The following is a 24293-nucleotide window of genomic DNA, read 5'->3' as shown; positions in this document are numbered from 1 at the left end:
GCGGCAGGTGCCGGCACCAGGCATCAGCTGGTCTTCGTCGACTCGGCCGGTGGCCACGCTCATTCATCTCCGGCACGGCAGTCCGCGCGCCGCTCTCAAGCTGCCGTTCGACGTCGGCCATTCCACCATCACCCGGGTCGCGCAGAGATACAGGCCCTTCCGGCCACAGTGGCGTCACCCGTCCCGCGCGCAGGACGGCCATTTCCAACCTCCCACGTCACAATCAACGTTCCCTGCCCCGCCGGCTACGGCATGGCAGCCCCCGCAGGCGCAGGTGTCAGGGGGTGGGCTGCGAGCGCGCGCGTCCTGGCGCCGCGCATTGTTCCGTTGCGAGATCGTCAATCGGTCCGGGTGCGGAGGCTTCGGGCCAGGGTGGGGATCATCACCGTCGCAGGGACGAGGTGTAGCCCGAGGAGGGCGGTGGTGGTGGCGGTGTTTGCCCCGGAGATGAGGGGCGGGACCAACGAGATCGCGGTCAGCGGCACTGCCGTCCACACGAATCGCTTGGCGGGGCGATCGCTCCAACGAAGAAGAGCGACGGCAATGACGATGCCCACGACCGAGAAGAAGCCGGTCACCACGGCGAACCCGGACAGCGGAATCGTCTCGCCACCATCGGGGACCTGGAAGTCGACGCCCACGGCCTGGGCAAGCGCCGCGACGAGGGTGGTGGCCACCATCGCCGCGAGCGTGGCAATGAAGCCGGTGCCGGCGAGCCTGCGGAGTCGGGGGTGCGGCTGGTCCGGCCCGATACCGGGCCTACGACGACCCCGGTGTCATTCATGCTGTTCATGTCGTTCCTCCATCATTCGTAACTGGCGTACGGGGTGTTGACTGGCATGTGACGGTCCTGGCCCTGGGGGTGACGATGCGCACCCTCGCCGTGCGACGGCCGGGGTTCCGCAGGGCGCGGACGCCGGTGCCACAGAGCCAGAACCCGGCGTCGCGTCCGAGGACCGGCCCGGGCTCGCCGTCGCGCAGCTCCAGCTGCACCCGCCCGCGGGTGACGACGCCGAACGCGTTGCACCACTCCGCCGCGACCACCGCGACACGCGCGCCACCGCGCAGCACGAGCGTCCACACCGGGACTACTCCGTGCCGTCCGCCGGCAGGCGCTCCGGCAGCCCGAGCCGCGGGAACTGGTCGTCGTGGAACGTGACGATCTCGGTGATCGCCCCGCCGGTGACACGCAGGACGTCGATCGTCAGCGGCAGGTACGCACCCTTCCGCTTCTGCCAGAGGTAGAAGGCGACGGCGGGCTGCCGGTTCACAGAGGTGAGGACGGCGCGCAGGCCCGTCATGCCCTCGAAGCCGTTCTCGACCCAGTCGTTCACCACCGCGTCGCGGCCGACGTACAGGCCCGGCGTGGGCGGCATCGAGCAGTGGACGTCGTCCCGCAGCAGTGCGGCGAGCCCGTCGACGTCCGTGGCCAAGCTGGCCTCGGTATAGCGGCGCACCAGCTCGCGCGTCCCGGCGTCCTGTTCGCCGCCGGTCCAGTCCTGCCGCTCGGCGGGCAGGTGCCCCCGCATGCAGGCGCGGGCCCGCTGCAGCGCGCTGTTCACGGAGTTGACGGAGTCCCCGAGGAGCTCCGCGACGTCCTTCGCCGGCCAGCCGAGCACATCCCGCAGGATCAGCACGGCCCGCGGGCGCGGCGCGAGGTGCTGGACTGCGACCAGGTACGCCAGCTCGATCGTCTCCCGCGCGACGGCGACGGTCTCCGGCTCGTCCGCGTCGCCCGCGGGCAGCTCGTCGAGCAGCCGGTCCGGGTAGGGCTGCAGCCACAGCACCTCGCCGCCGGTCGCAGGCTCCGGACGGCACTTGGCGAGCAGGTCCAGGCAGGCGTTGGTGGCGATCCGGTAGAGCCAGGCCCGGAACGTCGACCGCCCCTCAAAGGTCTCCCGCCGCCGCCAAGCACGGAGGAACGTTTCCTGCACAGTGTCCTCGGCGTCCTCGAACGACCCGAGCATCCGGTAGCAGTGCACGTGCAGCTCCCGCCGGTGCCGCTCCGCCAGCCCCGAGAACGCCGGCTCGTCGACCTCGCCCAGACCGCTCACGTCCACCTCCTCCAGCCGTGTGTCCGCGCTCATCGCGTCATCCTTCCGCCTCGTCGTGTCCCGTCGTAGGTGTGACGGGTGCGGGCGCGAAAACTCATCACCAGGGTCGGTCGGCATGGCTGAGCGTCCGCACTCGTGGGTGCGGACGCGGCCCCGGGACCGTCCAGTGGCCGGCCGCCGGACCGCGCTGCGCTCGACCGAGCGCCGCTCGCGCTGCCTGAACGAGCGGTGTGCACGCAAGACGTTCACCGAGGCGCTGCCGTCGATACCGCTGCGGCTCCGGCTGACGGCCAGGTCTCGGGCCGCGATCGGGTCGGCTGTGGTCGACGGCAGGCGCACCTGGTGCAGGCCGCGCGGAACCTCGAGGTGTCCTGGCCGATCGCGAACGCGGCGTTCACCGCTGCCGCGAAGGCCGCACTGCCGGCGGTCACGCCGGCGGTTGAGCATCTGGGCATCGACGAGACCCGGCGCGGCAACGCGACAGTCCGCCTGGTCACCAGGGAAGCCTCGACGTTCATCGCGCTGACGACGCTATCTTCGCCGGCACTGCGATCGGCGCACGAGAAATGCATGTGTTGCGGTCAGGGGGCATGGTGGGCACGAGTCGAGTGCGCAGGGCGGCGGGCACCAAGACGTTCACCGATCTGATGCTGCATTGGGAGCAGAACCGGCGGGTCAGTCGTGGGCCGCCTGCGACTGACCCCACACTGGACCTGGCATACCTGGCATACCTGGCTGCCGGCGAGCCGATGGCCGTGGTCGCGCATCGTCGGGATGAGTCGCGACTGCGACCCGGGACGCTGATTCTGCATACGCAGGCCGGTGAGCCGATCACATGGTTTTCAGGCCGCTTTCCACGACGAGTGGGATCCGGCCTGCCCATGAGGGCACCGATCGACGTCAACGAGATACGCGAAGTCGACGGCCGCGATAAGTGGCGCGTGAAGAGCCGGCAGTTCATCGTCATCGACACCCACGCTGAAGGCGAGCCATGGTCGCTGGCCGTGCCGGTCATCGATCTTGATCTCGTGCTCGCCGCGTTCGCAGCGGTCAGTTCATAAGCGCCCTACAGCCCCAACAGCACCGCGCGTTCATCGTCAAGTCACGGCCAAGTTCGAAGAGCCCTTTCGAGCTGTGGCAACCCGATATGACAAGAGGGCCTACGTCTTCCACGGAACGGTCACCGTCGCCGCGATCCGGCTGTGGCTTCGCCCACAGGACACAGCCGAGTAGCTGTCGGGTTCGCGTTACCGCATGACCGGACGGTTGGCGGAGGTGTACTCCTCCGCGACGTTGAAGACGCTGGCGCAGCCCGGGCATTCCGCATCACCGAACAGGTAAGAGATTCCGTCGGCGAGCACCTCCTGCCCATCGCGGACAGCCATCTCATGCATCCATCTGCCGGTTCCGGTAAGTCTGTCGGCCGCCGCCGGGCGCAGGTCCCGTCGCTCCACATCGCCCATGTCCCAGTCCCGAATCGCGGAGTACCGACCGTAGTCGCCGATGGCGATCGTGACCTCTGCGCCACAGTGGGGACAGGCCAGCGGATAGAAGTCATCCTTGAACTCGCCCAGGTCAGCCGCCCAGTGGTACTCCGCCTCGGCCGATAGCAGGGCGCGGAAGGACACGAGGTAGTCAGTCGGCCGCGACCGCAAGTGCCTGTTCAGCACTTCGCGGAACTGCGCGATGGCGCCGGCGCAGTCCGCCAGGAGATCGTCGCAGCCATGGTGCCCTGCCGCACGCTCGAGGATCTCCCCCGCCAGGGCCCTGGCCTCAGCACTGCGAGGCGCAAGGCACACCAGGCGCGGCAGCGCAGCGAAACTGGCTGGGGACACCAGGTCATGTTCAAGGACGAGCCGCCATCCCAGCTCCTTCCACGCGTCTGCGACGTCACCGCGTTCGACTCGCTCCAAGAGCTCCGGAACACGATCAACCTCGAACCAGCAGTCACGCATCTGTGCCCAATCCACCACTCCGGCATTGAACCTTCTTGAGGTGGCTAGGGGCGAGTCCGCATGCGCGGCTCAGTCGTGATGGCCACCTCCGAGCGGCCCATCGGACAGGCCCCAGGCGGCAGTGCGGGACGTGCTCCTCTCGGAGGAGATCAAGGAGGCGAGCCCGCAGACGCCCGTCGAGATCGAGAAGCGCTTCGCCACCCACGGGGCGCCGCGCGACCTCCACCGGATTGATGTTCCGGGCGAACGGCTCCGCCTACATCGGCACCGTCTCCCGGCGCCGGCGGTGCCTCTGGTGTCGACCGGCGCCCCTCCGCGTACCTCGCACCACACCGCTGAACACCGCAACGAATTCGGGTGCCTGCGGCGAGAGAAGGCCGTGCCCTCGCGATCGTCCCTTGCCGCCGTTCAGCCTGCCACCGACTTGCACACCTGCGCCCTGCCACCGTCGGCCGAAGCACGTCTTACGGGGCGGCCTTAGGCACGGCAGCACCCGCAAAAGGTAGGGCACGGGGGCGGACGGCGATCCCGATACGGCTCGCCGTCCGCCCCCGCGTCGTTCTGACGTCCTCACCGCGCGGGATGTCAGAATCCAATGGCCTCGCGCAGCATCAGGACAGTGCCGCGCCCGGGCTGCGGCTCGGCGTTGAGGACGAGCAGACGGTTGACCGCGCTCGGCTGCCCGTAGACCGCCCGGGCGCGTGCGGTCTCCAGTGGAAGGGCGTGCTCCTCGACCCGGCGCAGTGCGGTGCTCAGGTCGGGCACCACTTTCTGTGCCCCGACGACCCAGATCGCCCTTGCGGCGCCGCCGGCCGAGGCGGGCAGCTGGCTGCCGCTGCCCGAGGCGATGACGAGCGAGCCGGTCTCGGTGACGGCCGCGACGCTGGCGACGAAGACGTCGGGGGTGGCCACCAGCCGGCGGATCTGGTCGGACTCGGTGGCGCGGTCCATCTTCAGGACGCGCGGCCGGATGGCCTGGTAGCGGCCGCCCGTCTCGATGTCCTGCGCGATGCCGGAGAGCTGAAGCGTCTCACTGGCCCCGGTGAACACGCCCGCGCCCTCCGGGATCAGATCCTTGATGCGGGCGCGGGCCGCCGCGGCGTCGTCGAGCAGTTCGGCGGTAAAGCCGTTCGCCCGCAGCGCCGCGATCGCCCGGTCCAGCCGTTCGGCGGACGCGGGTGCGCTGAAGGCGTCGGCCGCCCCCGTAGCCGACGCGTCCGCCTCACCGGCACCCGGTGCCCGGCCGGCGTCCCCGGCCTCACCAGAGCCGTGCGCCTGAGCGTCGGGGCCGGGTGCCGAACCCCCCAGCGGAGTGGTGTCGACGTACCTGACCTCGTAGACCCGCTCGGCGAACTTCCATCCCTCCGACGTACGCCGGTAGCTGTCGTGGTAGATGGCGAAGTTCAGGCCCGAGCGGCCGTCGAGCAGACGCGCGATCTCCTGTATGTAGGTGCGACCGGTGGCGGTGTCGCCTTCGATCCGGATCGTGCCCGGGTGGCTGTTCTGCACGAAGAAGTCCCATTGGCTCTGCAGGCGTTCGCCTCCGGCCCGGATCTCCTTCCGGCCGATGAGCTCGACCGGGACGTTGGGCATGCTCAGAACGCCGTCAGGGGTGAACAGCGCGGCAAGGCGGGCACGGTCGCGCATCATCGCCGCGTCGGTGAACTCGCCGCGCAGCGCCTCGATCTCGACGCGGTCGGCGATCTCTTGGAAGTCGTTCATGCTCAGCGTCCTGTCCTGTGGATGGTGTACTCGTCTTCACCGGTCCGACAACGCAGCCCCGCCGAATGTGAGGCGATCCGCCGACCTCACATTCCACCGCTCTGATTTGTCGTAATGGAGAGGGAGCGTGAACGAGGGAGCCGGAGAGCGTATGACCAGTCCGTCGGAACAGGCACAGCGGCAGGCAGACGAGCAGCGGGACCCGGGCCTGAGCACGATCATGAGCGAGCGGCGACAGCTGCTCAATCTCGCCTACCGGCTGCTCGGGTCCCTGGCCGACGCGGAGGACGTCGTCCAGGAGACCTACACCCGCTGGTACGCGATGTCCCGGGCGCAGCAGGAGGCCGTCGAGTCCCCGGGCGCCTGGCTGACGAAGGTGGCCAGCCGCATCTGTCTGAACCTGCTCGGCTCGGCACGCGCCCGGCGGGAGGCCTACGTCGGAGAATGGATCCCAGAGCCGCTGCCCGACTCAGCGGAGTGGATCGCCGGGGCGGCGGGCGGCGCCGGTGTGGACCCGGCCGACCGGATCACCCTCGACGAGTCGGTGACCATGGCCTTCCTGGTCGTGTTCGAGTCGATGACCCCGGCCGAGCGCGTCGCGTTCGTGCTGCACGACGTCTTCCGCTACCCGTTCGCCGAGGTGGCCGAGATCGTCGGCCGCAGCCCGGCGGCGTGCCGTCAGCTGGCGTCCTCGGCCCGCCGTCGCATCGCCGCCGCGCGGGCCGAGGCGAGGCCGAACGCGGCCCGGCAGGCGAGCGTCGTCCGGCGGTTCAAGGCGGCCTGGGAGGCCCAGGACATCCAAGCCTTGATCGGCCTGCTCGACCCGGGCGCCACCGCGATCTCCGACGGCGGTGGCCGCGCCGTCGCCCACCTGCTGCCGATCGAGGGCGCCGAGCAGATCGCCCGCCTCTACCTGACGATCGCCCGGTTCGCGCCGCCCCGCACGATCCTCGAGCGCACGGTCAACGGGCTGCCGGGCCTGGTGGTCGAGTCCGAGGGCCGGATCGAGACGGTGTTCGCGTTCGAGGTCGCCGACGACGACCGGATCACGCACATCTGGGCGGTACGCAATCCGGACAAGCTCCGCCCATGGGGGCTGTCCTGACGGCCCGAACGGGCCGGCGTTCGTGGGAGCGTGAAGCGCCCCGGAACGAGGCGGTTCCGGGGCGCTTTGTTCGCCGGGGCGGCGTCAGCTCACGGTGAGCTGCACGCTGCCGGTCATCCGGCCGCTGGTGACCGAGACGGTCACCGTGCCGGCGCGACGGGCGGTGACCTCGCCGGTCACGGGATCGACCGAGGCGACCTTGGCGCCGCTGGACGACCATATGTGCGAGACCGGGTCGGCGATCGGCATGCTTCCGGCGCCGACCTCGGCATCGGTCGCGGCCGGCGTCGTGCCGGTTCCGACGGCCAGGGTGGTCGCAGACAGGAGCCTCCCGAGGGTATGAAAAGCCGCCCGAGGCGGGATGCCGGGGCGGGGGAAGGATGCTGACTGGGTCCTGTCCCGCCGATCTTGCGGGGGCGAAACGGCCCTGTGCTCGATCAGCGTCCTCCGACCGCGGGGACCTCGCGTGGCCGCACGGCCGAGGCATCCACAGACGACCCGGCATCGATCCGTCGTGAGCACGGCACCACACCGCTGAACACCGCAACGAATTCGGGTGCCTGCGGCGAGAGTGAAGGGCAGTGCCCTCGCGATCGTCGCCTACCGCCGTTCAGCAATCATCAAAGTAAATCGATCGATTCACTTTGGTATTAGAGAAGGCCCCGGTCGCCCTCGAAGCGGCGGGGACTGAAAAACGGAGCATAGGCCGATGCGCCGGTCCCCGACCCTTTTTACAGTCGCAGCTCGGCCCAGATGGTCTTTCCCTCTGGCCGCTGCCGTGTGCCCCAGTGCTCGGCGAGCTGCGCCACGATGAACAGTCCGCGTCCGCCCTCATCGAACATGCGGGCCCGGCGCAGATGGGGGGCGGTGTTGCTGCCGTCGGACACTTCGCAGATCAAGGTGTCCTGGCGCAGCAGACGCAGCTGGACGGGGCGCCCGCCATAGCGGATGGCGTTGGTGACCAGTTCGCTCACGACGAGTTCCGTGGTGAACGCCAACTCCTGCAGGTTCCAGCTCGCCAGTTGGAGCGAGGCGAGCTCGCGTGCGCGGGCGACCTCGGCGAGATCCTCCGACAAGTCCCAGGTGGTGACGTGTTTGCTGTCGAGTTCTTGGGTGCGGGCGATGACGAGGGCGACATCGTCTCTGGCGCGACCAGCGACCATCGAGTTCAGGACGCGGTCGCACGTGTCCTCCAGAGAGGGCATCGGCTCGGACAGGGTCTTTCGCAGACGCTCGAGCCCTTCGTCCAGGTCATACCTGAGGGATTCGATGAGACCGTCGGTGTACAGGACAAGCAGGCTGCCTTCGGCCAGGTCCAGGTCGGCTGTTTCGAAGGGCAGGCCGCCGACGCCCAGAGGAGGGCCGGCGGGAATGTCGAAGTAGTCGACGTCTCCTCCTGGACGCACCACGGCCGGTGGTGGGTGACCGGCGCGTGCGCCTGTGCACCGGCGCGAGACCGGGTCGTAGATCATGTACAGGCAGGTCGCACCGACCTCACCGAAATCCGCTCCGACGTCGCGACTGGCCTCCTGCGTGCGGTCGCTGACCATGCGGCATTGGGTGACGAGGTCGTCGAGGTGGGTGAGCAGTTCGTCGGGCGGCAGGTCGATGTCGGCGAGCGTGCGTACCGCAGATCGCAGACGCCCCATGGTTGCCGAGGCGTGGACGCCGTGCCCGACCACGTCGCCCACGACCAGGGCGACGCGAGCCCCGGGGAGCGGGATCACGTCGTACCAGTCGCCGCCCACTCCGGCCTGGGAATTGGCGGGGATGTAGCGCGTGGCTGCCTCCACGGCCGGCTGCTTCGGGGCCATCTGGGGCAGAAGGCTTTGCTGAAGTGCCAGGGAGGTGGTGCGCTCGTGGGTGTAGCGGCGGGCGTTATCCACGCATACCGCGGCTTGTGCCCCGATTTCCTGCGCCAGTAGCAGGTCATCGGCATCGAAGGGCTCCCGGCTCGGGGAGCGTGTGAAAAGTGCCGCACCGAGGGCCACTCCCCGGGCACGGAGAGGGACGGCCAGCGCGGAGTGTGGTGCGTTCATGCCGGCGTCGCTTGTATCGGCAGGCCAGCAGGCGGCATCGGCGATCTCCGCCCTCATGGGTTCGCCTGTCCTCAGACTCAGGGCTGGTACCGATCCCTGGCGGTAGGTGACGGTCTCACCCGGCCGTGCAGTGCCGGCAAGGGCGACCGGGCCCGATTGACGGGCGGTGCGGCGCAAGGTGATCTCGCCCATGTGAGGACCGGGGGCAGGTTCCTCACCTTGGAGGACACGATCGAAGAGGTCCACGGCCGCGTGGTCCGCGAAGCGGTGAACTGCTACTTCGGTCAGTTCCTCAGCGGTTCGAGCCACGTTGAGCGTGCTGCCGACACGGCTGCTGGCCTCGCTGAGCAATGCGAGCCGCTCGCGAGCGATCATGAGGCGTTCGAATCGTCTCTCCCTTGCGATACGGACACGGCAGACGACCACGCTCATGCCCAGCGCGACGGCCAACGCCATGATGACCGATATTTGACTGGCCTGCCCGATTTCCCGGAGGAATATCCCGTAGATCGCCATGGCGGCGGCCAGGTTGAAAAGGCCCACAATCACGGTCTGTCGCAGCGGCAACAGAGCACTGGCCACGACAGTGATCAGCACGGAATACTCCGGTAGGCCCATGACCTGCACGTGAGAGGCAGCCAAAGCCAATTCCAGGCCTGAGATCAGCGCAACGCCGAGGAGCAGGAAGGCGAAGCTTCTGATTGGCTGAATGGGTCGCACGTAGTACACCTCCAAAAGCCAGGAGGGTGGGCACCCGGCCTTGCGGCGGGCCCTGCGCGGTGTCGGAGGCCTTCACGCAGGTCCATCCGACGACAGCCTGGGCTATTTCCCATCGTTGGAGGCTGCCGGCCATCGTGCCACCCGAGTTCCGCAGAGGACAGGCACACCGACTGCCGCGCACACGAGGGAGGTGTTCTGTCCAAGCGGTCGCACCCTTGGGCAAAGTACAGCGCCCGCTTTGTCCTGGGGTGCCCTCGCAACTCGGTGGCACCGTCGCGTCGAGCAGACCGCGCACTGCGCCGAAACGAATCGCCCGGACCACGATCACTGACCGTGACACTGTCAGCCACCCGCGCGCCGGCAAGGACCCGGGCCTGCGTCGCATGCCGGCACTCCTGCAGGAGATCCCAGCGGCCCGTTGACACCGACGGCTGGAGGGCCGCGGTGCCGCAGGCCGTCAACGGCGAAGAAGACCACGTGCGCCTGCTGGTGCACTACCCGCCGAAAGTCGCCCTCTCCAACCTGGTCAACTCCCTCAAGGACGTCTCCTCGCGCCGCCTGCGGGAGGAGTTCGCCGGCCGCGTGAACCGGGCGATCATGCACGGCCGATTCTGGTCCGGCTCCTACTTCGCCGGCTCATCCGGCGGAGCACCGCTCCAAGTGGTCAAGGACTACATCGAGAACCAGGTGCGGCCCGACTGAGCGCGGACTGTGGTCGGAACACTCCGGAGCGAAGCTGCGGCGCCCCGCGGCGCGGGGCTCAGGATCGGATTCCCTCCCCGCCTGAAGGCGGAGATTCCCTTCGAAGATGGGGGATGGTGGTGTCGCCGACCAGGGGATGCCGATAGCGCACCGTGTCATGGGCGCACTGGGCTACGTCATGCTCGGCCCACCACCGGCGGAAGTCCGAATTACGCGGTGGCCTGGGGCTGTGCGCGTCGCGCTCGGTCGCGGTAGGGGGCCAGGAAGGCGGTCAGCGCTGCCAGCATCTGCTGGGGAGCCTCCTCCGCGACCCAGTGACCCGAGCCGGAAATGACCACGCTGTGGACGTCGTGCGCGACGAGCTTCATCGTGCTCGCAACGTTCGCACCCAGGCTCCCTGCTCCGCCGATCGCCAGGACGGGGAGAGTCAGCGGACGCGTCTTGCGTTGCTGGTCCTGCGCGATGGTGGTGTCAAGCGCTCGGTACCACCCGAAGCTGCCACGCAGGGCGTCCCGTTGGGAGGCGAGGATCCGGACGTAGTGCGTGACAGCGTAATCGGGGAGTTTCTGTACGGCCTTGGTGGCGAACTGCCAGCCGAAGTAGATGTTTTCGCGTCCTCTTACAAGCTGTTCGTTCACGTCCGTGAGCCGGTTGAAGGGGATGTGCCACAGCCTGTTGTTGACCTGCGCAGAGCCCACCAGGGGCGGTGAGGGAGTCACGGCCGGGAGGAAGGCCTCTGCGACGGCCAGGCGGTCGATCCGCTCCGGGTGGTCCGCGGCCAGCGCGTAGCCGATCGGCATGCCGGTGTCGTGGCCGACGACGGCGAATCGCTGGTAGCCGAGCGCCTCCATGAGCGAGACCATGTCGCGCGCGAGAGTACGGGTGTCGTAGCCGGTCTTGGGCTTGTCGGACAGCCCGATGCCGCGCTGGTCGACCGCGATCACCTTGAAGTCCCGGGCCAGTGTCGGCATCACCAGGCGCCAGGCGTACCACGTCTCGGGCCAGCCGTGTATCAGCAGCAGTGGTGGTCCGTCGCCGCCGATGACCGCGTGCAGGCGCAGTTGGCCGGTGTTGATGTACCGGCTGGTGAACGTCTTGGTGAACCCCGGCGGCAGGTGCGGCGCCTGGACGACGGAGCCGAGGCCCTCCGGGGTGGGCTCGGGCTTGACTTGGGAGTGCGGGGGCGCACTGCCAGGCATCGTGACAGCGGTCGGCGCGACGCCTCCCAGACCTAGCCCCAGCGCACCCGCGCCTGCCGTGCGCAGCACATGGCGCCGGGGCATCCTGGCGTTGACCTGGTCTCCGGAGTTTTCGTTCGCAGATTCCCGAGGCATGAGGCTCCTCTTCCGTACCTGACGAGCGTTTGTTCAGTGAGGGCATGGAGACCGATCACCTCGGCGTCCAGGAATGCGTGCAATGCGCCGCGGCAGCAAATTTCGCCAGCACACAACGCCTACGCGGCCCCAAGAACAGGCGCGCATCACGCCTGTGCAGCCCATGCTGTGCCGCGCCTCCAACTGCCGCAAATGGAGCTTTGGCTGAGGCCTGTCCTGCTGTTCCTGCTTTCACGACGTGTCTGCTCTGGTCGGACGACCCGCGGGGGGACAACCCGTGGGTTCAGGGTGTGGCCGCAGAGGTAAGCCGCTAGGCGGCTGACGGGACCTTGCCTCCCCGATCCGCGGGTCGAATCGACCGCCACGTCGGAGACGCGACGCGATCGCCGCCATAAGAACGGCAGGGCAGGGCCGTCCGGGTGATCGATGCAGCACGAGCCGGCGTGCCCGCCGGGACCTCGGCTGGGCCGATACAGGCAAGGAACGTCACCAGTCACGGTGATCAGCGCGGAAGGCGAACGGGCGCTGTCCCACGACGTTCGCCGCTACAACTGACGAAGTGACACTCACTGCCGGACGCCGACCGCGTCAGCAGGCGGGGCCTGCACCACTGGGCGATACCGCCTGCCCTGCCATCGGCGGCGTGTTGACGCCCACCAAGTGAGACGCGCCCCCGGTGAGCAGCGCACGCGCATGCGCCGAGTCGCTGGGCCTCCCGAGGTGCGTGACCGGTCGAGGACGGGTCTGATCCCAGCCGGCGCGAACTGTCGATTGCCCACGCCTGGAGGCCAACGGGCTCAGGAGACCAGCCGGTGACAGCGGGGTGTGGGTACCGGGGCAACGGAAGGACTACAGGCGGACGACGATCAAGGCGATGTCGTCGTCTCCGCCGTCGCTTACGCCGAGGCGGGACAGCAGGGTGTCGGCCACGTGTTCAGGCTCGAGGCGGGCGTGGGCGGCGAGGACGTCGGTGAGCCGGTGCAGGCCGGCGTCGATGTCTTCGCCGCGGCGTTCGATGAGGCCGTCGGTGTAGAGCACGAGGGTTTCGCCGGGGCTGTAGGACAGGGCGGCCTGGGGGCGCGGGAGATGACGTGGGCGGGCTCCCAGCGGCGGGTCGGTGGCCTGGTCGAGCAGGACGAAGGTGCCGTCGGGGCGGACGAGGATTGGTGGGGGGTGGCCGGCGCTGCTGTAGGTGATGTGGCGGCGGTGAGTGTCGATGACGGCTTTGACCGCGGTGGTGGCCAGTGCCCCTTCCACCGATCGTGCGTACAGACCCAGGACCTCCATGGCCTGGGCGGGCTCTTGCAGGGCGCGGACGGCGGCGGACAGGGCGCTGCGGAGCATGCCCATGACGGCGGCGGCCTCCAGGCCGTGGCCGACGACGTCGCCGACCGCGACGGTGAAGCCGCCGTCGGGCAGGTCCGCCACGTCGTACCAGTCGCCGCACACGTTGAGTCCTTTGGCGGCGGGCAGGTAGCGCACCGCGATGTTGTGGTGCCGGGCCAGGTCCGGAGCCTGCATCATGGCCTCTTGGAGGGTGACGGCGACCTTCCGTTCTTTGGCGTGGGCCTGCCGCAGTTGTTCATTCAACCGCTGGAGTTCCTGTGCCCGCACGTAGAGTTCGGCCTCCAGGGCCTGCCGCTCGCTGGGTGCCTGATCCGGCCGCAGGCGGTCGGCGTGGGAGAGTACGAAGTCGGTCACGTCGTCCACCCGGTGAAGGATCCACGCCACCTGTCCGTCCGGTCCGCGCACGGGGACGTTGGTCGGAGCGCCCCACCGTTCCTCGAACATCCCCGGGCGGTCGGGCACGGGGATGTCGTACTTCTGTACCACCAACGCCTCCGGCTCCCCCGAGCACAGAACCCGGTGCAGGGAAACACGCAGGTTCCGCACCCCCTCGGCATCGGGGTCTGCCGGATTTTCGGGGAACGCATCGAAGAGATACCGCCCGACCAGGTCTTTACGAGGACGGCGGACGGCACGGCAGTACGCCTCGTTGACGTCGAGGATCACCAGATCGGGGCCCAGCACCAGATACGGACTGAGTGTGGCGGCGAACAACGCCTGGTAGTCGATCGGCGGTGTGGACACCGACGCCCTCCGTTCCCATCGGTCGCCCCCCTCTCGGTTCCCACTATGCGCGTTGCCGGTCACCACACCACCGTGTAAGTGCCTGGAGTGTCACCGATGCACTGATCAGAGCGGTGCTGGGACATCCCTGGCCGTGCCGTCTCGACACGCCGCCCTGGACTCCGGTGCTCGGTGGTGAGGGAGATCCCGACGCGAGGCGTGCGAGTCCGGCTTGAGTCGCGCTCGCCTCGAGCCGGACAGTCCCTCGCCTCGGCCTGATCGTCAGCATCGTCACTGAGATCGGCGCCGATGTCACCAGGTACCAGGTCGGCGACCGCGTCGGCGTCGGCTGCATGGTCAACTCCTGTGGCAAGTGCGCCCACTACCGAAACGGGGACGAGCAGTACTGCCTGAGCAGCTTGGTCCCCACCTACGGCGGAGTCGACCGTGACGACACCACCCAGGGCCGCTACTCCACCCCCCGTCGTGATGGACGCCGACTACGTTCTGTCCGAACCCGACAACGGTCGCTCAGAACGGCGTCGCGGAGGTCGATTCCGCGTGGCTCATGACGTTCCGGGCGGCACGCAAGCACATCGATCGCGGCCTGGGTGTCCAACGGTGGCAGCGTTCCCCGCAGGGCAGCGGACGGTCGGCGTTGCGGGCGTCCGTCAGTGTCAGGTCCGGCACGTGCTCGAGGCCCCTGCGCGTGCGTGCAAACGCTGTATCTGAACCTGTTGCCGCAGGTCAAGAGCTCATCAACGCCGTCTTGGAGTCGTAACTCCGTACGCAATACGGTCTCGATGACCGAACGCCGGACGGGTGAGCGGGTCAGCCCTCTGCGTCCTCCTGCCCGGCCACGTCGCCGATGGCGGCGCGCAGGTCATGCATGCCCTGCAGGATGTCGATGACGGCTTCCTCCGCCCCACCCAGAGCTCGTCGGGTTCCCTCCATATCACCGTGCTCCGCATGCAACTGGGCGCTGAGCGTATACACCGCCGTCATGACGGCGGCGAAGGCAGCCTCCCGGCCCCGTGACAGCTCCTCCGCCCCGGGCGAAATCTGCATTGCAGTGCGGTGCAGCCTGTTCGTCAGGACGTTGACCGCAAGGCCGGGGTCAGGGCCCACCTGATCCGTCCAGCCGAGCGACGTGTCGAGGACGTCCTCGATCCCCTCCTCCCCGGCCAGACGCGTCGCGGCGGTGATTTCCAGCTCTGTCCTCGCCAGCAGACTCCCCAGCAAATGCAGACGGTCCTCGTCCCGCGGCCCCTCGGGTCGTACTTTCGTATCAACCGACTCAGCCCCCAGAGCCGCCAGTGCGGCATAGACCTGTTCAGCAGTCACCGGACGCGCGTTACTGATGCTCACGTTCTCAGCTTCACCGCACGAAGACGCAATCCCCCGCCCCCACACCGACAGGTTCAAAAACAAGTCCCTTCAGTCTTGCGACAAGGGCAACGCATGCCTGTCCACGCACGAAATTCGTCACCGATGCCACCTTCGCCGAGGGACTTCGAGGGCAGCGTGAGCAGACCGCCAAGCTCATTCGTCTGAGATCGGTCGAACAAGTCAGGAACGACAGGGCAGTCGCGCCACACACCCTCACACGCGCCGCGGTGGCCACCGTACGGGACCAGGGACGTCCCTGGTCCCTCTTGGGCCTGCCCGGGAGCACGCTCGGTGAGAACAGCTCGGAGTCCATGCAGAGCACGTGTGGGAAGAGGCGATCACGGAGCGACTGGACGGCGGCATCGGCGCTGCGACCGCTGTCGCGCTCGCGCAGCAGGGAGCAGCGATCGCTTGTCTCCGCAACCTCAGCTTCACCGGCTTGCCGAGGAGACGACAGGTCAGCTCCTTCGGTAAAACCTGGGGCGGCCGGGTCGTCAGGAGCGCTGCGCGGCCATCAGCGATCAGCCTGCCACCCTGCCCGGATCATGTATCGGCACCCACAGGGTTGCCTGCTGCGCCCGGTCGTCACTGCTGCGAGAGGGTGTACGCCCGCTGCCATGCGATGGTGGCTGCTTGGGCGATTCCTCCGATGACCGTCGCGTCCCCGTGCAGTGCCGACGCCGCGAGTTCGGGCAGCGGCAGAGGTACGAGTGCGGCGAGCCGGAGCCTGAGGGGCTTGATGAGGGACGCCGCGTGGCGGCCTAGGGCGCTGCCGCCCAGCACGACCAGCTGCGGGTCGAGCAGGGCGATGACCGGGACCAGGGCCCGCGCAAGAAGATCGACCTGCCGCTCCACGATCGCGGCGGCGGCGGGATTTCCTCCCTCCGCGGCCTGGAAGACCTGCTCGGGCGAGCAGTCTGCACCCAGTCCCGCCTGCCGGGCGGCGGCGGCGATGGCGTCGGCCGCCGCGGCACTCTCGAACACGCCGCGCTCGCGGACCTCGCCGGCCGGGTCGACGGAGCCGTCGCCGACCAGCAGGAAAGCGATCTCGCCGGCCGCACCGCGGGCCCCGCGGTGGAGTCGGCCGCCGGTGATCGTGCCCAGGCCGATACCGGTGCCGACAGAGAGGAAGACGAAGTCGTCGACGCCGCAGCCGATCCCTGCGGCCTGCTCGCCGAGCGCCGCCAGGTCGACGTCGTTCTCGAACCGGACCCGGTCGCCGAGTTCCTCGGCGAGCAGTTCGACAACGGCGGGTCGGTCCCAGCCGGGTAGGTTGGTTGCGTGTCGCATCCGGCGGGACGCAACGTCGTAGATGCCCGGGCTGCCGATGACGATGCTGTAGACGTCGCTCCGGGAGACGCTGTTGTCGTCGAGGAGTTCGGTGACCAGGTGTGCGAGCTGGTGGACGAGTTCGGTCGCGTCCCGGGTCCGGGATGGCTCCTGCCGTCGGTCGATGACGGTCCCGCCCAGGTCGGCGAGGGCGCACTTGATCCTGCGCGACCCGATGTGGACGCTGACCACCCGCCCCGCGTCCACATCCGGTTCCCACAGCCGAGCGGCGCGGCCGGCCTGGCCGGTGCGCAGTCCGGTCTGGCGTACGAGTCCGGCGGCCTCGAGCCGGGCGATGGCAAGGTTGACGGTGGGCCGGGACAGCCCGGTGTCGGACGACAGCTGGGAGGCCGACACCGGCGCCTGCCGCTGCAGGTGCTCCAGGACGACCCACTCGTTCGCCTGCCGCATGCTGCCCGGTCCCCGCATGACGGTGTTGAAGGGAGGCGTGTCCGGGCTGTCCACTGTCGTCGTCGGCATGGGCGTCATCCTGCCAGACGGTCCAGAGTGAGCTCTCCCACCAGCATATTGATTTCGTTAGGAAAGACGCCTTACATTTGCCGGGCCCTGAATCAGCCCTCTCTGCAAAGGCGCAGCGTCGTGTCGACTCCCACTCCATCCGGCGGCCTGGCCCGCCGGATCGGCCTGCTCCAGGCCACCGCGTTGAACATGAGCCAGATGGTCGGCGTCGGCCCGTTCATCACCATCCCGCTCATGGTGGCCGCGTTCGGCGGCCCGCAGGCCATCATCGGCTGGATAGCCGGTGCGCTGCTCGCCCTGTTCGACGGTCTGGTCTGGGCAGAACTCGGCGCCGCCATGCCCGGCGCCGGCGGCACGTACGTCTACCTGCGGGAAGCGTTCCAGTACCGCAGCGGCAAGCTGATGCCGTTCCTCTTCGTCTGGACGGCGATCCTCTTCATCCCACTCATCATGTCCACCGGCATCGTCGGCCTCGTCCAGTACCTCGGCTACCTGTGGCCGTCGATGGGCCAGACCTCCGGCGACCTGGTCGGACTCGCCCTGATCGCGCTGATCGTGCTGCTGCTCTGGCGGCGCGTCGACTCCGTCGCCCGGCTTGCCACCATCATGTGGGGCGTCATGCTGCTCGCCGCGGCCCTCGTGATGATCGCCGCGTATTCGCACTTCCACGCCGACTACGCCTTCACCTACCCGCACGGCGCCTTCAACCTGCTGGGCGGCAAGTTCTGGACCGGCTTCGGCGCTGGCCTCGCTGTGGGCGTCTACGACTACCTCGGCTACAACACCGCCGCCTACCTCGGTAGCGAGCTGAAGAACCCGGGACGCACACTGCCGCGCTCCACCGTCACCGCCGTCTTCGGCGTGATGGCGATCTACCTGGTGCTGCAGGTCGGGGTGCTTGGCGCGGTCGACTGGCACCAGATGCTCGACCCCAACTCGGCCGTCTACAAGTCGATGGCGTCGGTCATCCTGGAGCACGCCTGGGGCCGCGGCCCGGCCGAGGCCGTCACCACCCTGATCCTCATCACTGCCTTCGCCTCGGTCCTGGCCGGCCTGCTGGCCGGCTCGCGGGTGCCCTTTGACGCAGCGCGGGATGGCGTCTTCTTCCGCTCCTTCGGCCGACTGCACCCCAAGCACGGCTTCCCCACCATCGGCCTGATCACCATGGGCGTCATCACCGCCGTGGGCTTCATGATCGGCCGCCACACCGACATGGGAACCCTGATCCAGCTGCTCACCGCCGTGATGGTGCTGGTGCAGACGCTGTCCCAGATCGTCGCGCTCACCGTGCTGCGCAAGCGCCAGCCGCAGCTGCGCCGCCCATACCGGATGTGGCTCTACCCGCTGCCCAGCGTGCTGGCCTTCGCCGGCTGGATCTACATCTACGTGTGCGCCGACCACAACGCCCCAGGCCGTCACCCCATCGAGTGGTCCCTGGCCTGGGTTGCCCTCGGTGGGCTCGCGTTCACGCTCTGGGCCCGCAAGGAGCGCATCTGGCCCTTCGGCGACAAGGAGATCCACGAGCAGTACGCAGCGGCCGCTCTCGACGCCGACAAGGAGCGGCTCCCCGCATGACCTCCGGCACCACCGCACCCGCCCCCGCCGCCCCCCCGGCCGGGGGCGGCCCGGCCCAGTACCACGTCCTGGCCATCGACCTCGGCGGCACCAAGACCGCGCTCGCCTCAGCCGCCCCGGACGGCAGCGTGCTGCACCGCGCCGCCATTCCCACCCTCGCCGACCAGGGCGCCGACCAGGTCATGCGGCGGGTCGCCGAAGCCGGACGCGAGTTGGTCGCCCGCACCGAGGCCCACGGCCACGGCCCGCTGCGTGCCGTCGCTGCCGCCTCCCCAGGCATCGTGCTGGACGACCGGATCCTGCTGGCGCCGAACAACCCGGGCTGGGAGCAGCTCGCCCTGGCCGCCACGCTGGGCGCCGCCTTCAGCATCGACACCGTCGCCGTAGAGACCGACGTCAAGGCCGCCGCCCTGGCCGAGGCCCGCTGGGGCGCCCTGGCCAAATCCGCTTGCGGCATCTTCCTCAACCTGGGCACCGGCCTGTCCGCCGCCACCGTCGTCGGCGGCCGGGTGCTGCGCGGCGCGCACCAGGCCGCGGGCGAGATCGGCTCGCAGCTGCTGAGCACGGCCGACATCCGGGGGGCCGGCGACGGCCGCGCGCCCCTGGAGGAGCACATCTCCGGTCGGGCACTCGCCGACCGGGGCTCCGCGCTGCTCGGCCGCGCCGTGACCACTGCCGAAGTCTTCGCCCTCGCCGAGCACAACTCAGCCGTGGCCGAACTGGTCGACGACGCCCTGGATACCCTCGGCGTGCATCTCGCCAACCTGGCGATCGCTCTCGACCCGGACACCATCGTGGCTGGCGGCGGACTGACCCGCGCGGCCGACCGCATCCTGCCGAGGCTGCGCCGCATCCTCGACCGCGCCGTGCCCTTCCCACCGTCCCTGATGCCCGCGGCCTTCACCGAGACGGCGCCGCTCACCGGCGCCGTCATCCTCGCTCTGGACGCCGCAGCCGCCGCGCACCCCGCATCCGACTGGAGCCCCGCCGCATGACCACCCCTGCCGGATCCGACCAGCACCGCCCCGGCGGTGTGATGTCCGCCGAGATGGCCGAGCAGCCCGCGGTGCTGCGCCACCTGCTGGAGCAGGGCGCCCCGGAGATCCATCGGGTCGCCGACCTGGTCGCGGCACGCGCCCCGCGCTTCGTCCTGCTCACCGCCCGCGGCACCTCTGACAACGCGGCGCTGTACGCCAAGTACCTGGTCGAGGTGATGCTGGGCAAGCCGGCCGGACTGACCTCCATGTCCACCACCACGGCGTACGGTGCACAGCCGGACCTCACCGACACCCTGGTGATCATCGTCAGCCAGTCCGGCGGCTCGCCCGACCTGGTGGCTTCCACGCGAGCAGCACGGAAGGCAGGCGCGATCACCCTGGCGGTGACCAACAACCCCGGCTCGCCGCTGGCAGAAGTCGCTGAGTTCCACATCGACGTCATGGCCGGACCGGAGCGGGCGCTGCCCGCCACCAAGACGTACACCGCCGAACTGCTGGCCCTGTACCTCTTCGTCGAACGGCTGCAGGGCGGCAACTGCGTGGCGGCCAAAGCACTACCCGAACTCACCGAGCAGATCCTCGCGCGGTGGGACGAGGTCACCCAGCTGGCCGCCCGCTACCGGTTCGCCGAACGGCTGATCCTCACCTCGCGCGGCTACGGATACCCGACCGCCAAGGAAGCAGCGCTCAAGCTCATGGAGACCAGCTACATTCCCGCGCTGGCCTTCTCCGGCGCGGACCTGCTGCACGGCCCGCTCGCCATGGTCGACAACGTCTCCCCGATCATCGCAGTGGTCTCCGAGGGCAAGGGCGGCGAAGCGCTGCAGCCGGTTCTCGACCGGCTACGCCAGCGCGGCGCCGACCTGGTCGTCATCGGTGACCGGGACCAGGTCGAGGCGGCCTCCGCGGGGTTCGTCCTGCCGACGTCCGCCGTGCCGGAGGAGCTTCAGCCGATCCTGCAGATCCTGCCGCTGCAGATGCTCGCGTACGAGGTCACCATGGCCCGGGGCCAAGACCCCGACGCGCCCCGGGCCCTGGCCAAAGTCACCGAGACGCACTGAGGCGCACCGTTTCCTAAACGCAGCCCGTGCCCCATACCGTGTGGTCGGACGGTCGGACATGATGCGGCCGAACGACGCGGGAATGCGCGCGAGGCCCGTGTTCGGTCTCATGACCAGACTCCGGCCTTAGAAGTCCCCGGGGCCGATTTCGTTCACAGCCAGGGGAACGTGGAAGAGGGCCCGGCAAGGGAGGCCGAGCACCCGCAGGCACACAGCGCTGCGCCACCGGACGCAGCGCCCGCACCTGGTGGCGGCGTGGCCGCGGCCGACGAAAGCGCGCACCACCCGGCACGCCCCGGAGCGTATGCGCGCTGGCCGACCAGCCCGTCGGCGTCAGGGACTGCTCGATCAGGCCGAGGCGAGGACCAGGCCGAAGACCAGGCCAGTCACAGGTCGGCCACACGATGCGCAGGTCGCGCACGGAGATTTCCTCGGCCGCGGCGAAGAGTCAGATGGGCGGCGGGGCCCAGCTCGATCCGGCGCAGGGTCGGCTCGGTACGCTCCAGGTCATCCCCCCGGGCATCCGCTCATGACCTGGGTCGCTGAACACGAGCTTGTTGAGTACACATACTCATGTGCAGCGGGAGGCTTGATCGGAGGCTGAGCACATGACACGAATTGCTACTCTGACCAGCACGGTTGCCCGCTCCCCGCGCCGCTCACGGCGCGTCCTCGCGCTGACAGCCTTCGCCGCTCTGTCGCTCGCCGCTTGCGGCATCGAGAAGACAAGTGCCGCGGGATCGCAGGGCAAGGCCACCGAAGCCGTCGACGCTCAGCACACCGAGGCGCCGGCCAGCTGAAGGGCGTCAGCAACGGCAACGGACGCTACGGCGTGCACGGCTACACGCACACCTTCAAGATCGGCGACGACGTGCGCGCGGAGGTCTCGGTGACCGGCCACACCATGAAGGTGACCCGGAACGGCAAGGCGGTTCGAACCCTGTCCATCAATGCGGGCAGCGCCCAGTATCCGACGTGGAACGGCACGATGGCCGTCATCGACAAGCAGGAGAAGGTCCACATGACCTCCTGCAGCGTTGGCATCAGCTGCGACAAGGGCAGCCCCGACTACTACGATCTGGCGCTCCCCTGGGACGTCCACCTCACCCAGTCCGGCACGTATGTGCACTACTCGACCGGCGACCCCAGTCCGGGTAGCGGCAGCGCCCGCGGCTCGCACGGCTGCGTCCATCTGTCCATGTCGGACGCCAAGTGGTTCTACGGTCAGGTCAAGCAGGGCGACCCGGTCACCATCACCGGCTCGCCCCGTGCCAAGGCCCCGGCCGACAACGGCTACGCCGACTTCAACCTGGGATGGGGCCAGTGGCTCGCCGGCAGCGCGTCCGGGGAGCAGACGACCGCGACGCTGTGACGCGCTGCAGCGGCGACACCGGTCAGCGGCACCGCTCGAAACGAACATCCCAACACGCCGCCAGAGACGGCCGAACCTGTACGCCGCCCTCCAAAACATGCCCAGCCCAAACATCCCAAGGTCCGGATGCTCGTACGCATCCGCGAGCTGCCCCACCACTACCCCTGACCATCCGCACTCAGGTACGCCGGTCCGATGCGGCTGGGATGATTGCGCGCGTGACACTGGACTGGTCCCGTCTGAAGCACTGGGGCGCCGCGCCAGTGAGGTTCCCAATTGTGCGCACTGGAACGCCCTGGTTGGGTTCATGGCCGGCTCCGACCAAGCGGATCCGGCCCGCTCCACGAGCAGCTGCGCACCCGCCGCTGCGCAGCGAAAAAACGAATGCTCACGCAGACGGCTACGCGCTGGACCCAGGGTCTGCGCATCGGCCATGTGCAGGCGATTGCGCATACAGGCGCGCGAACATCTGCCAGGGCTGCGCAGTCCAGAGATCGTGCGCAATCAGCTCCAAGACTGACGCCGGGGCGCTGCGCAGAGCCCGCATCGTGCACTGCTCTCCCTGTGGGCGGATACGCACGCTCACCGCCAGCCACTTGCCACGCCCCCTCAGGCAGCTGCGGCAATCAGCCGCTCGCGCGGCTTGGTTGGGGCTGTGCTCAGCCGCACCACTGCCGCAACCACGGCCTGTGCCCCCAAGCGTGACCTAACTCAGACCGCAGCCCCGGCTATACCGACGGCCGCCAGCGCGTCCAACGCTCGCCATTCGGCCATATGCCCCCATCGCGACCGTTGTCGGGCCCGCATAGTCTGTAACGGGCCCGTCGGGGACGAAGTTGTTCGGAGACAATGCGGCCTGCAGAGCCCGGTGAACCTCCCAGGAAGCGACGAAGCCCCGTTGACGCCTACGAATCTCGCGGGGCGCCTACGGTGCTTCGTGTGTTTAAGGACGGTTGGGTCATGTACTGCTGTGCGCTAGGCGTTCTCGCTGTCTCACTGCGCGTCAGGCGTCGCCTGATTGAGTGCTTTACTCAGTATCTCAGCGGCAGCGCCGGAAGTAGGTTCGTCCGACAGCCCTAACCGCTGGCCGCGCGAGTCCGCCACGGCTAGCGCGTCGCTGAGGCATTCCGCCGTACGCCGCAGCATGTAGCGCGCCTCATCCGCTGTCAGCGCGACGTCGAGCATCGGGCGCACAGGCGCCAAAATCGTTTGGCCTACGGCCAGTTGGTGAGCCTCGATGGCGTCGGCGAACCGCGAGAGCGCGCCGTCCAGGTTGTCGGCTGGAATGAACGCTGGCTTGCCTTCCGGCCCGTTGAACGGGAGGCGTCGAAGGTGGTTCATGCCGCACGCCCCTGGAGCCCGTACGGGTAGTCAATACCGACTGTTGCGAGTACTGCCGCAGTGCGCCTTTCTCGCTGAAGCTGCCGCTCTCGCCGTTGCTCATGAGCCACGACGTACGGGCGCACTGGCGGAAGATGATTCGCCTCGATCACTTCCGCCGGAGGCTGGCTGCGCGGGGCGGGAAGGGTTCGGGTTGGCGCTGCCGGCACAGTTGCCGCCCAGTGCTTGCCGCAGGTCGGCATGAGCCACGCGATAAGTGCGGCGATAAAGTTTCGCATAGCCGAGACTCCGTTTCTCGGTGAGCCCCGGTAGGGAAGTAGGCGCTTCCTGCCGGGGCGCCTTTCCGTTCGCGGAGTCCATCTTACGCACAGCGTGCACAGTGTGCACAGTGTGCTGATCAAGGTGTCGGGCGCGCAGTGTGCACAGACCATGGATTTGTGATCTACGAATGGCAACGCGTAGCAAATGACCTTGAGCGCCGCATCCGCGCTGGGGAGATTCCGTCGGGCGGTCGACTGGAAAACGAGCGGGAGCTAGCGGATACCTACAGCGTCAGCGCTGGGACCGTGCGCCGTGCCGTTCGTGAGTTGCGGGAACGGGGACTGGTCGAGACCCTGCCTGCCAAGGGTTCCTATGTGGCCGATCCGCTCCCACCCGCTGAGGCGTAGCCACTGGTCAGTGGCTACGCGTCACCTAGCTGCAAGGGTGTAGGGTCTACCGGATCCCGGTCGTAGCGGAACTCCGCGCCGTAGTCGCCCTCGATGATGACGGCGCTCCGGCGCACCGATCAGTCAATGAGCGCCAGCGGTGCCCTGCCGACAAGCTCATCCACCCTGGTGAGGGCTGGAGTGCGGGCGGTTGCTGTGGGCGCTCGGGGTACTCCTCGCGCGCTCATGGCATGCTCCCCCTCCAGATATCGGTGAACCGGTCGAGCAGGTGCGCCGCAGCCGTGACGTCGTCCGTGAGCGGCCGGTCGGCCAGGTCCCGGTCGAGCACCGTCTCGGCGAGCTCCAGCGCCCGGCCCACCGGGAGCTCAGGCTCGGGCCT

General features: G+C 68.8%; 20 protein-coding genes and 4 pseudogenes. 11 read left to right on the top strand and 13 right to left on the bottom strand.

Features of this window, described 5'->3' with window-relative positions:
- Nucleotides 1-338: 338 nt before the first annotated feature.
- Both ABZ904_RS33890 and ABZ904_RS33885 read right to left on the bottom strand, forming a co-directional pair.
- Entirely contained in the window at nt 339-752 is a 414-nt protein-coding gene (locus tag ABZ904_RS33890) for a DUF6069 family protein (protein WP_361003725.1), read from the bottom strand.
- Nucleotides 753-1088: 336 nt separating this feature from the next.
- Nucleotides 1089-2087, bottom strand: coding sequence for an RNA polymerase subunit sigma-70 (locus ABZ904_RS33885; RefSeq protein WP_361003696.1), 999 nt, complete (start codon nt 2085-2087; stop codon nt 1089-1091).
- A gap of 557 nt (nt 2088-2644) precedes the next feature.
- On the opposite strand from ABZ904_RS33885, the gene ABZ904_RS33880 reads away from it, so the two are divergent.
- On the top strand, nt 2645-3115 hold the full coding sequence (locus ABZ904_RS33880; RefSeq protein ID WP_361827684.1) for a hypothetical protein: 471 nt from the start codon (nt 2645-2647) through the stop codon (nt 3113-3115).
- A gap of 186 nt (nt 3116-3301) precedes the next feature.
- Here ABZ904_RS33880 and ABZ904_RS33875 read toward each other — a convergent pair whose 3' ends face one another.
- Nucleotides 3302-4027 (bottom strand): hypothetical protein, encoded by a 726-nt coding sequence (locus ABZ904_RS33875; protein WP_361827681.1) that lies wholly within the window; start codon nt 4025-4027, stop codon nt 3302-3304.
- Nucleotides 4028-4594: 567 nt separating this feature from the next.
- Nucleotides 4595-5731, bottom strand: a complete 1137-nt coding sequence (locus tag ABZ904_RS33870) for an LUD domain-containing protein (protein ID WP_361827678.1) — start codon at nt 5729-5731, stop codon at nt 4595-4597.
- A gap of 151 nt (nt 5732-5882) precedes the next feature.
- Here ABZ904_RS33870 and sigJ point away from each other — a divergent pair, with 151 nt between their 5' ends.
- The gene (sigJ, locus tag ABZ904_RS33865; RefSeq protein ID WP_361004037.1) at nt 5883-6836 is read left to right on the top strand and encodes an RNA polymerase sigma factor SigJ; all 954 of its coding nucleotides are present in this window, start codon (nt 5883-5885) and stop codon (nt 6834-6836) included.
- Between the two features lie 84 nt (nt 6837-6920).
- Here sigJ and ABZ904_RS33860 read toward each other — a convergent pair whose 3' ends face one another.
- On the bottom strand, nt 6921-7085 hold the full coding sequence (locus ABZ904_RS33860; protein WP_361827675.1) for an Ig-like domain-containing protein: 165 nt from the start codon (nt 7083-7085) through the stop codon (nt 6921-6923).
- Between the two features lie 482 nt (nt 7086-7567).
- Nucleotides 7568-9067, bottom strand: a complete 1500-nt coding sequence (locus ABZ904_RS33855) for a SpoIIE family protein phosphatase (protein WP_361827672.1) — start codon at nt 9065-9067, stop codon at nt 7568-7570.
- A 27-nt stretch (nt 9068-9094) separates the two neighbouring features.
- Here ABZ904_RS33855 and ABZ904_RS33850 point away from each other — a divergent pair, with 27 nt between their 5' ends.
- Together ABZ904_RS33850 and tnpA are read left to right on the top strand one after the other, a co-directional pair.
- Entirely contained in the window at nt 9095-9487 is a 393-nt protein-coding gene (locus ABZ904_RS33850; protein WP_361827669.1) for a hypothetical protein, read from the top strand.
- Between the two features lie 567 nt (nt 9488-10054).
- Nucleotides 10055-10297 (top strand): annotated as a pseudogene (gene tnpA / locus ABZ904_RS33845) (IS200/IS605 family transposase); the annotation flags it as partial.
- A 58-nt stretch (nt 10298-10355) separates the two neighbouring features.
- On the opposite strand, the pseudogene ABZ904_RS33840 reads toward tnpA, so the two are convergent.
- The 3 genes and pseudogenes from ABZ904_RS33840 to ABZ904_RS33830 form a co-directional block, all read right to left on the bottom strand.
- A pseudogene (locus ABZ904_RS33840) lies at nt 10356-10496 on the bottom strand (transcriptional regulator); the annotation flags it as partial.
- 10 nt (nt 10497-10506) lie between these two features.
- A complete protein-coding gene (locus ABZ904_RS33835; RefSeq protein WP_359409648.1) occupies nt 10507-11631 on the bottom strand; it encodes an alpha/beta hydrolase in 1125 nt (374 codons plus the stop codon).
- An 849-nt stretch (nt 11632-12480) separates the two neighbouring features.
- Nucleotides 12481-13722, bottom strand: coding sequence for a SpoIIE family protein phosphatase (locus ABZ904_RS33830; RefSeq protein WP_361827666.1), 1242 nt, complete (start codon nt 13720-13722; stop codon nt 12481-12483).
- A gap of 254 nt (nt 13723-13976) precedes the next feature.
- On the opposite strand from ABZ904_RS33830, the gene ABZ904_RS33825 reads away from it, so the two are divergent.
- The gene (locus tag ABZ904_RS33825) at nt 13977-14273 is read left to right on the top strand and encodes an alcohol dehydrogenase catalytic domain-containing protein (protein WP_361827733.1); all 297 of its coding nucleotides are present in this window, start codon (nt 13977-13979) and stop codon (nt 14271-14273) included.
- A gap of 259 nt (nt 14274-14532) precedes the next feature.
- On the opposite strand, the gene ABZ904_RS33820 is transcribed toward ABZ904_RS33825, so the two are convergent.
- Nucleotides 14533-15069, bottom strand: a complete 537-nt coding sequence (locus ABZ904_RS33820; protein ID WP_361827664.1) for a hypothetical protein — start codon at nt 15067-15069, stop codon at nt 14533-14535.
- A gap of 606 nt (nt 15070-15675) precedes the next feature.
- Complete coding sequence (locus ABZ904_RS33815; protein ID WP_361004045.1) at nt 15676-16899, bottom strand: ROK family transcriptional regulator; 1224 nt, start codon at nt 16897-16899, stop codon at nt 15676-15678.
- 120 nt (nt 16900-17019) lie between these two features.
- On the opposite strand from ABZ904_RS33815, the gene ABZ904_RS33810 reads away from it, so the two are divergent.
- From ABZ904_RS33810 to ABZ904_RS33790, 5 genes and pseudogenes are all read left to right on the top strand, one after another.
- Nucleotides 17020-18474: an APC family permease gene (locus tag ABZ904_RS33810; protein WP_361004048.1), complete on the top strand. Its 1455-nt coding sequence runs from the start codon at nt 17020-17022 to the stop codon at nt 18472-18474.
- Nucleotides 18471-19469 (top strand): ROK family protein, encoded by a 999-nt coding sequence (locus ABZ904_RS33805; protein WP_361004051.1) that lies wholly within the window; start codon nt 18471-18473, stop codon nt 19467-19469. The genes ABZ904_RS33810 and ABZ904_RS33805 overlap by 4 nt, the downstream gene beginning before the upstream one ends.
- Complete coding sequence (locus ABZ904_RS33800; RefSeq protein WP_361827659.1) at nt 19466-20533, top strand: SIS domain-containing protein; 1068 nt, start codon at nt 19466-19468, stop codon at nt 20531-20533. The genes ABZ904_RS33805 and ABZ904_RS33800 overlap by 4 nt, the downstream gene beginning before the upstream one ends.
- Before the next feature lie 608 nt (nt 20534-21141).
- On the top strand, nt 21142-21333 hold the full coding sequence (locus ABZ904_RS33795) for a hypothetical protein (RefSeq protein WP_361827737.1): 192 nt from the start codon (nt 21142-21144) through the stop codon (nt 21331-21333).
- A 2-nt stretch (nt 21334-21335) separates the two neighbouring features.
- Nucleotides 21336-21905: pseudogene (locus tag ABZ904_RS33790) on the top strand (L,D-transpeptidase); the annotation flags it as partial.
- A 993-nt stretch (nt 21906-22898) separates the two neighbouring features.
- Here the strand turns inward: ABZ904_RS33790 and ABZ904_RS33785 are convergent.
- The gene (locus ABZ904_RS33785; RefSeq protein WP_359409632.1) at nt 22899-23246 is read right to left on the bottom strand and encodes a hypothetical protein; all 348 of its coding nucleotides are present in this window, start codon (nt 23244-23246) and stop codon (nt 22899-22901) included.
- Nucleotides 23247-23662: 416 nt separating this feature from the next.
- Here ABZ904_RS33785 and ABZ904_RS33780 point away from each other — a divergent pair, with 416 nt between their 5' ends.
- A complete protein-coding gene (locus ABZ904_RS33780; protein ID WP_361827656.1) occupies nt 23663-23914 on the top strand; it encodes a winged helix-turn-helix domain-containing protein in 252 nt (83 codons plus the stop codon).
- A gap of 223 nt (nt 23915-24137) precedes the next feature.
- Here the strand turns inward: ABZ904_RS33780 and ABZ904_RS33775 are convergent.
- A pseudogene (locus ABZ904_RS33775) lies at nt 24138-24293 on the bottom strand (phenylalanine and histidine ammonia-lyase); the annotation flags it as partial.

The sequence above is a fragment of the Streptomyces sp. NPDC046900 genome, from assembly GCF_040644975.1.
GTDB lineage: Bacteria > Actinomycetota > Actinomycetes > Streptomycetales > Streptomycetaceae > Streptomyces.
The sequence above is the reverse complement of the archived record's forward strand: the minus strand, read 5'-3'. Positions and strand labels throughout refer to the sequence as shown.

Excerpts from the sequence above, each read along its gene's own strand:
- ABZ904_RS33885 (WP_361003696.1), bottom strand. The coding sequence starts at position 2,087 with ATGAGCGCGGACACACGGCTGGAGGAGGTGGACGTGAGCGGTCTGGGC.
- ABZ904_RS33880 (WP_361827684.1), top strand. The coding sequence starts at position 2,645 with ATGGTGGGCACGAGTCGAGTGCGCAGGGCGGCGGGCACCAAGACGTTC.
- ABZ904_RS33870 (WP_361827678.1), bottom strand. The coding sequence starts at position 5,731 with ATGAACGACTTCCAAGAGATCGCCGACCGCGTCGAGATCGAGGCGCTG.
- sigJ (WP_361004037.1), top strand. The coding sequence starts at position 5,883 with ATGACCAGTCCGTCGGAACAGGCACAGCGGCAGGCAGACGAGCAGCGG.
- ABZ904_RS33860 (WP_361827675.1), bottom strand. The coding sequence starts at position 7,085 with ATGCCGATCGCCGACCCGGTCTCGCACATATGGTCGTCCAGCGGCGCC.
- ABZ904_RS33855 (WP_361827672.1), bottom strand. The coding sequence starts at position 9,067 with ATGGGCGAGATCACCTTGCGCCGCACCGCCCGTCAATCGGGCCCGGTC.
- ABZ904_RS33835 (WP_359409648.1), bottom strand. The coding sequence starts at position 11,631 with ATGCCTCGGGAATCTGCGAACGAAAACTCCGGAGACCAGGTCAACGCC.
- ABZ904_RS33815 (WP_361004045.1), bottom strand. The coding sequence starts at position 16,899 with ATGCCGACGACGACAGTGGACAGCCCGGACACGCCTCCCTTCAACACC.
- ABZ904_RS33805 (WP_361004051.1), top strand. The coding sequence starts at position 18,471 with ATGACCTCCGGCACCACCGCACCCGCCCCCGCCGCCCCCCCGGCCGGG.
- ABZ904_RS33800 (WP_361827659.1), top strand. The coding sequence starts at position 19,466 with ATGACCACCCCTGCCGGATCCGACCAGCACCGCCCCGGCGGTGTGATG.
- ABZ904_RS33795 (WP_361827737.1), top strand. The coding sequence starts at position 21,142 with ATGACACGAATTGCTACTCTGACCAGCACGGTTGCCCGCTCCCCGCGC.
- ABZ904_RS33785 (WP_359409632.1), bottom strand. The coding sequence starts at position 23,246 with ATGAACCACCTTCGACGCCTCCCGTTCAACGGGCCGGAAGGCAAGCCA.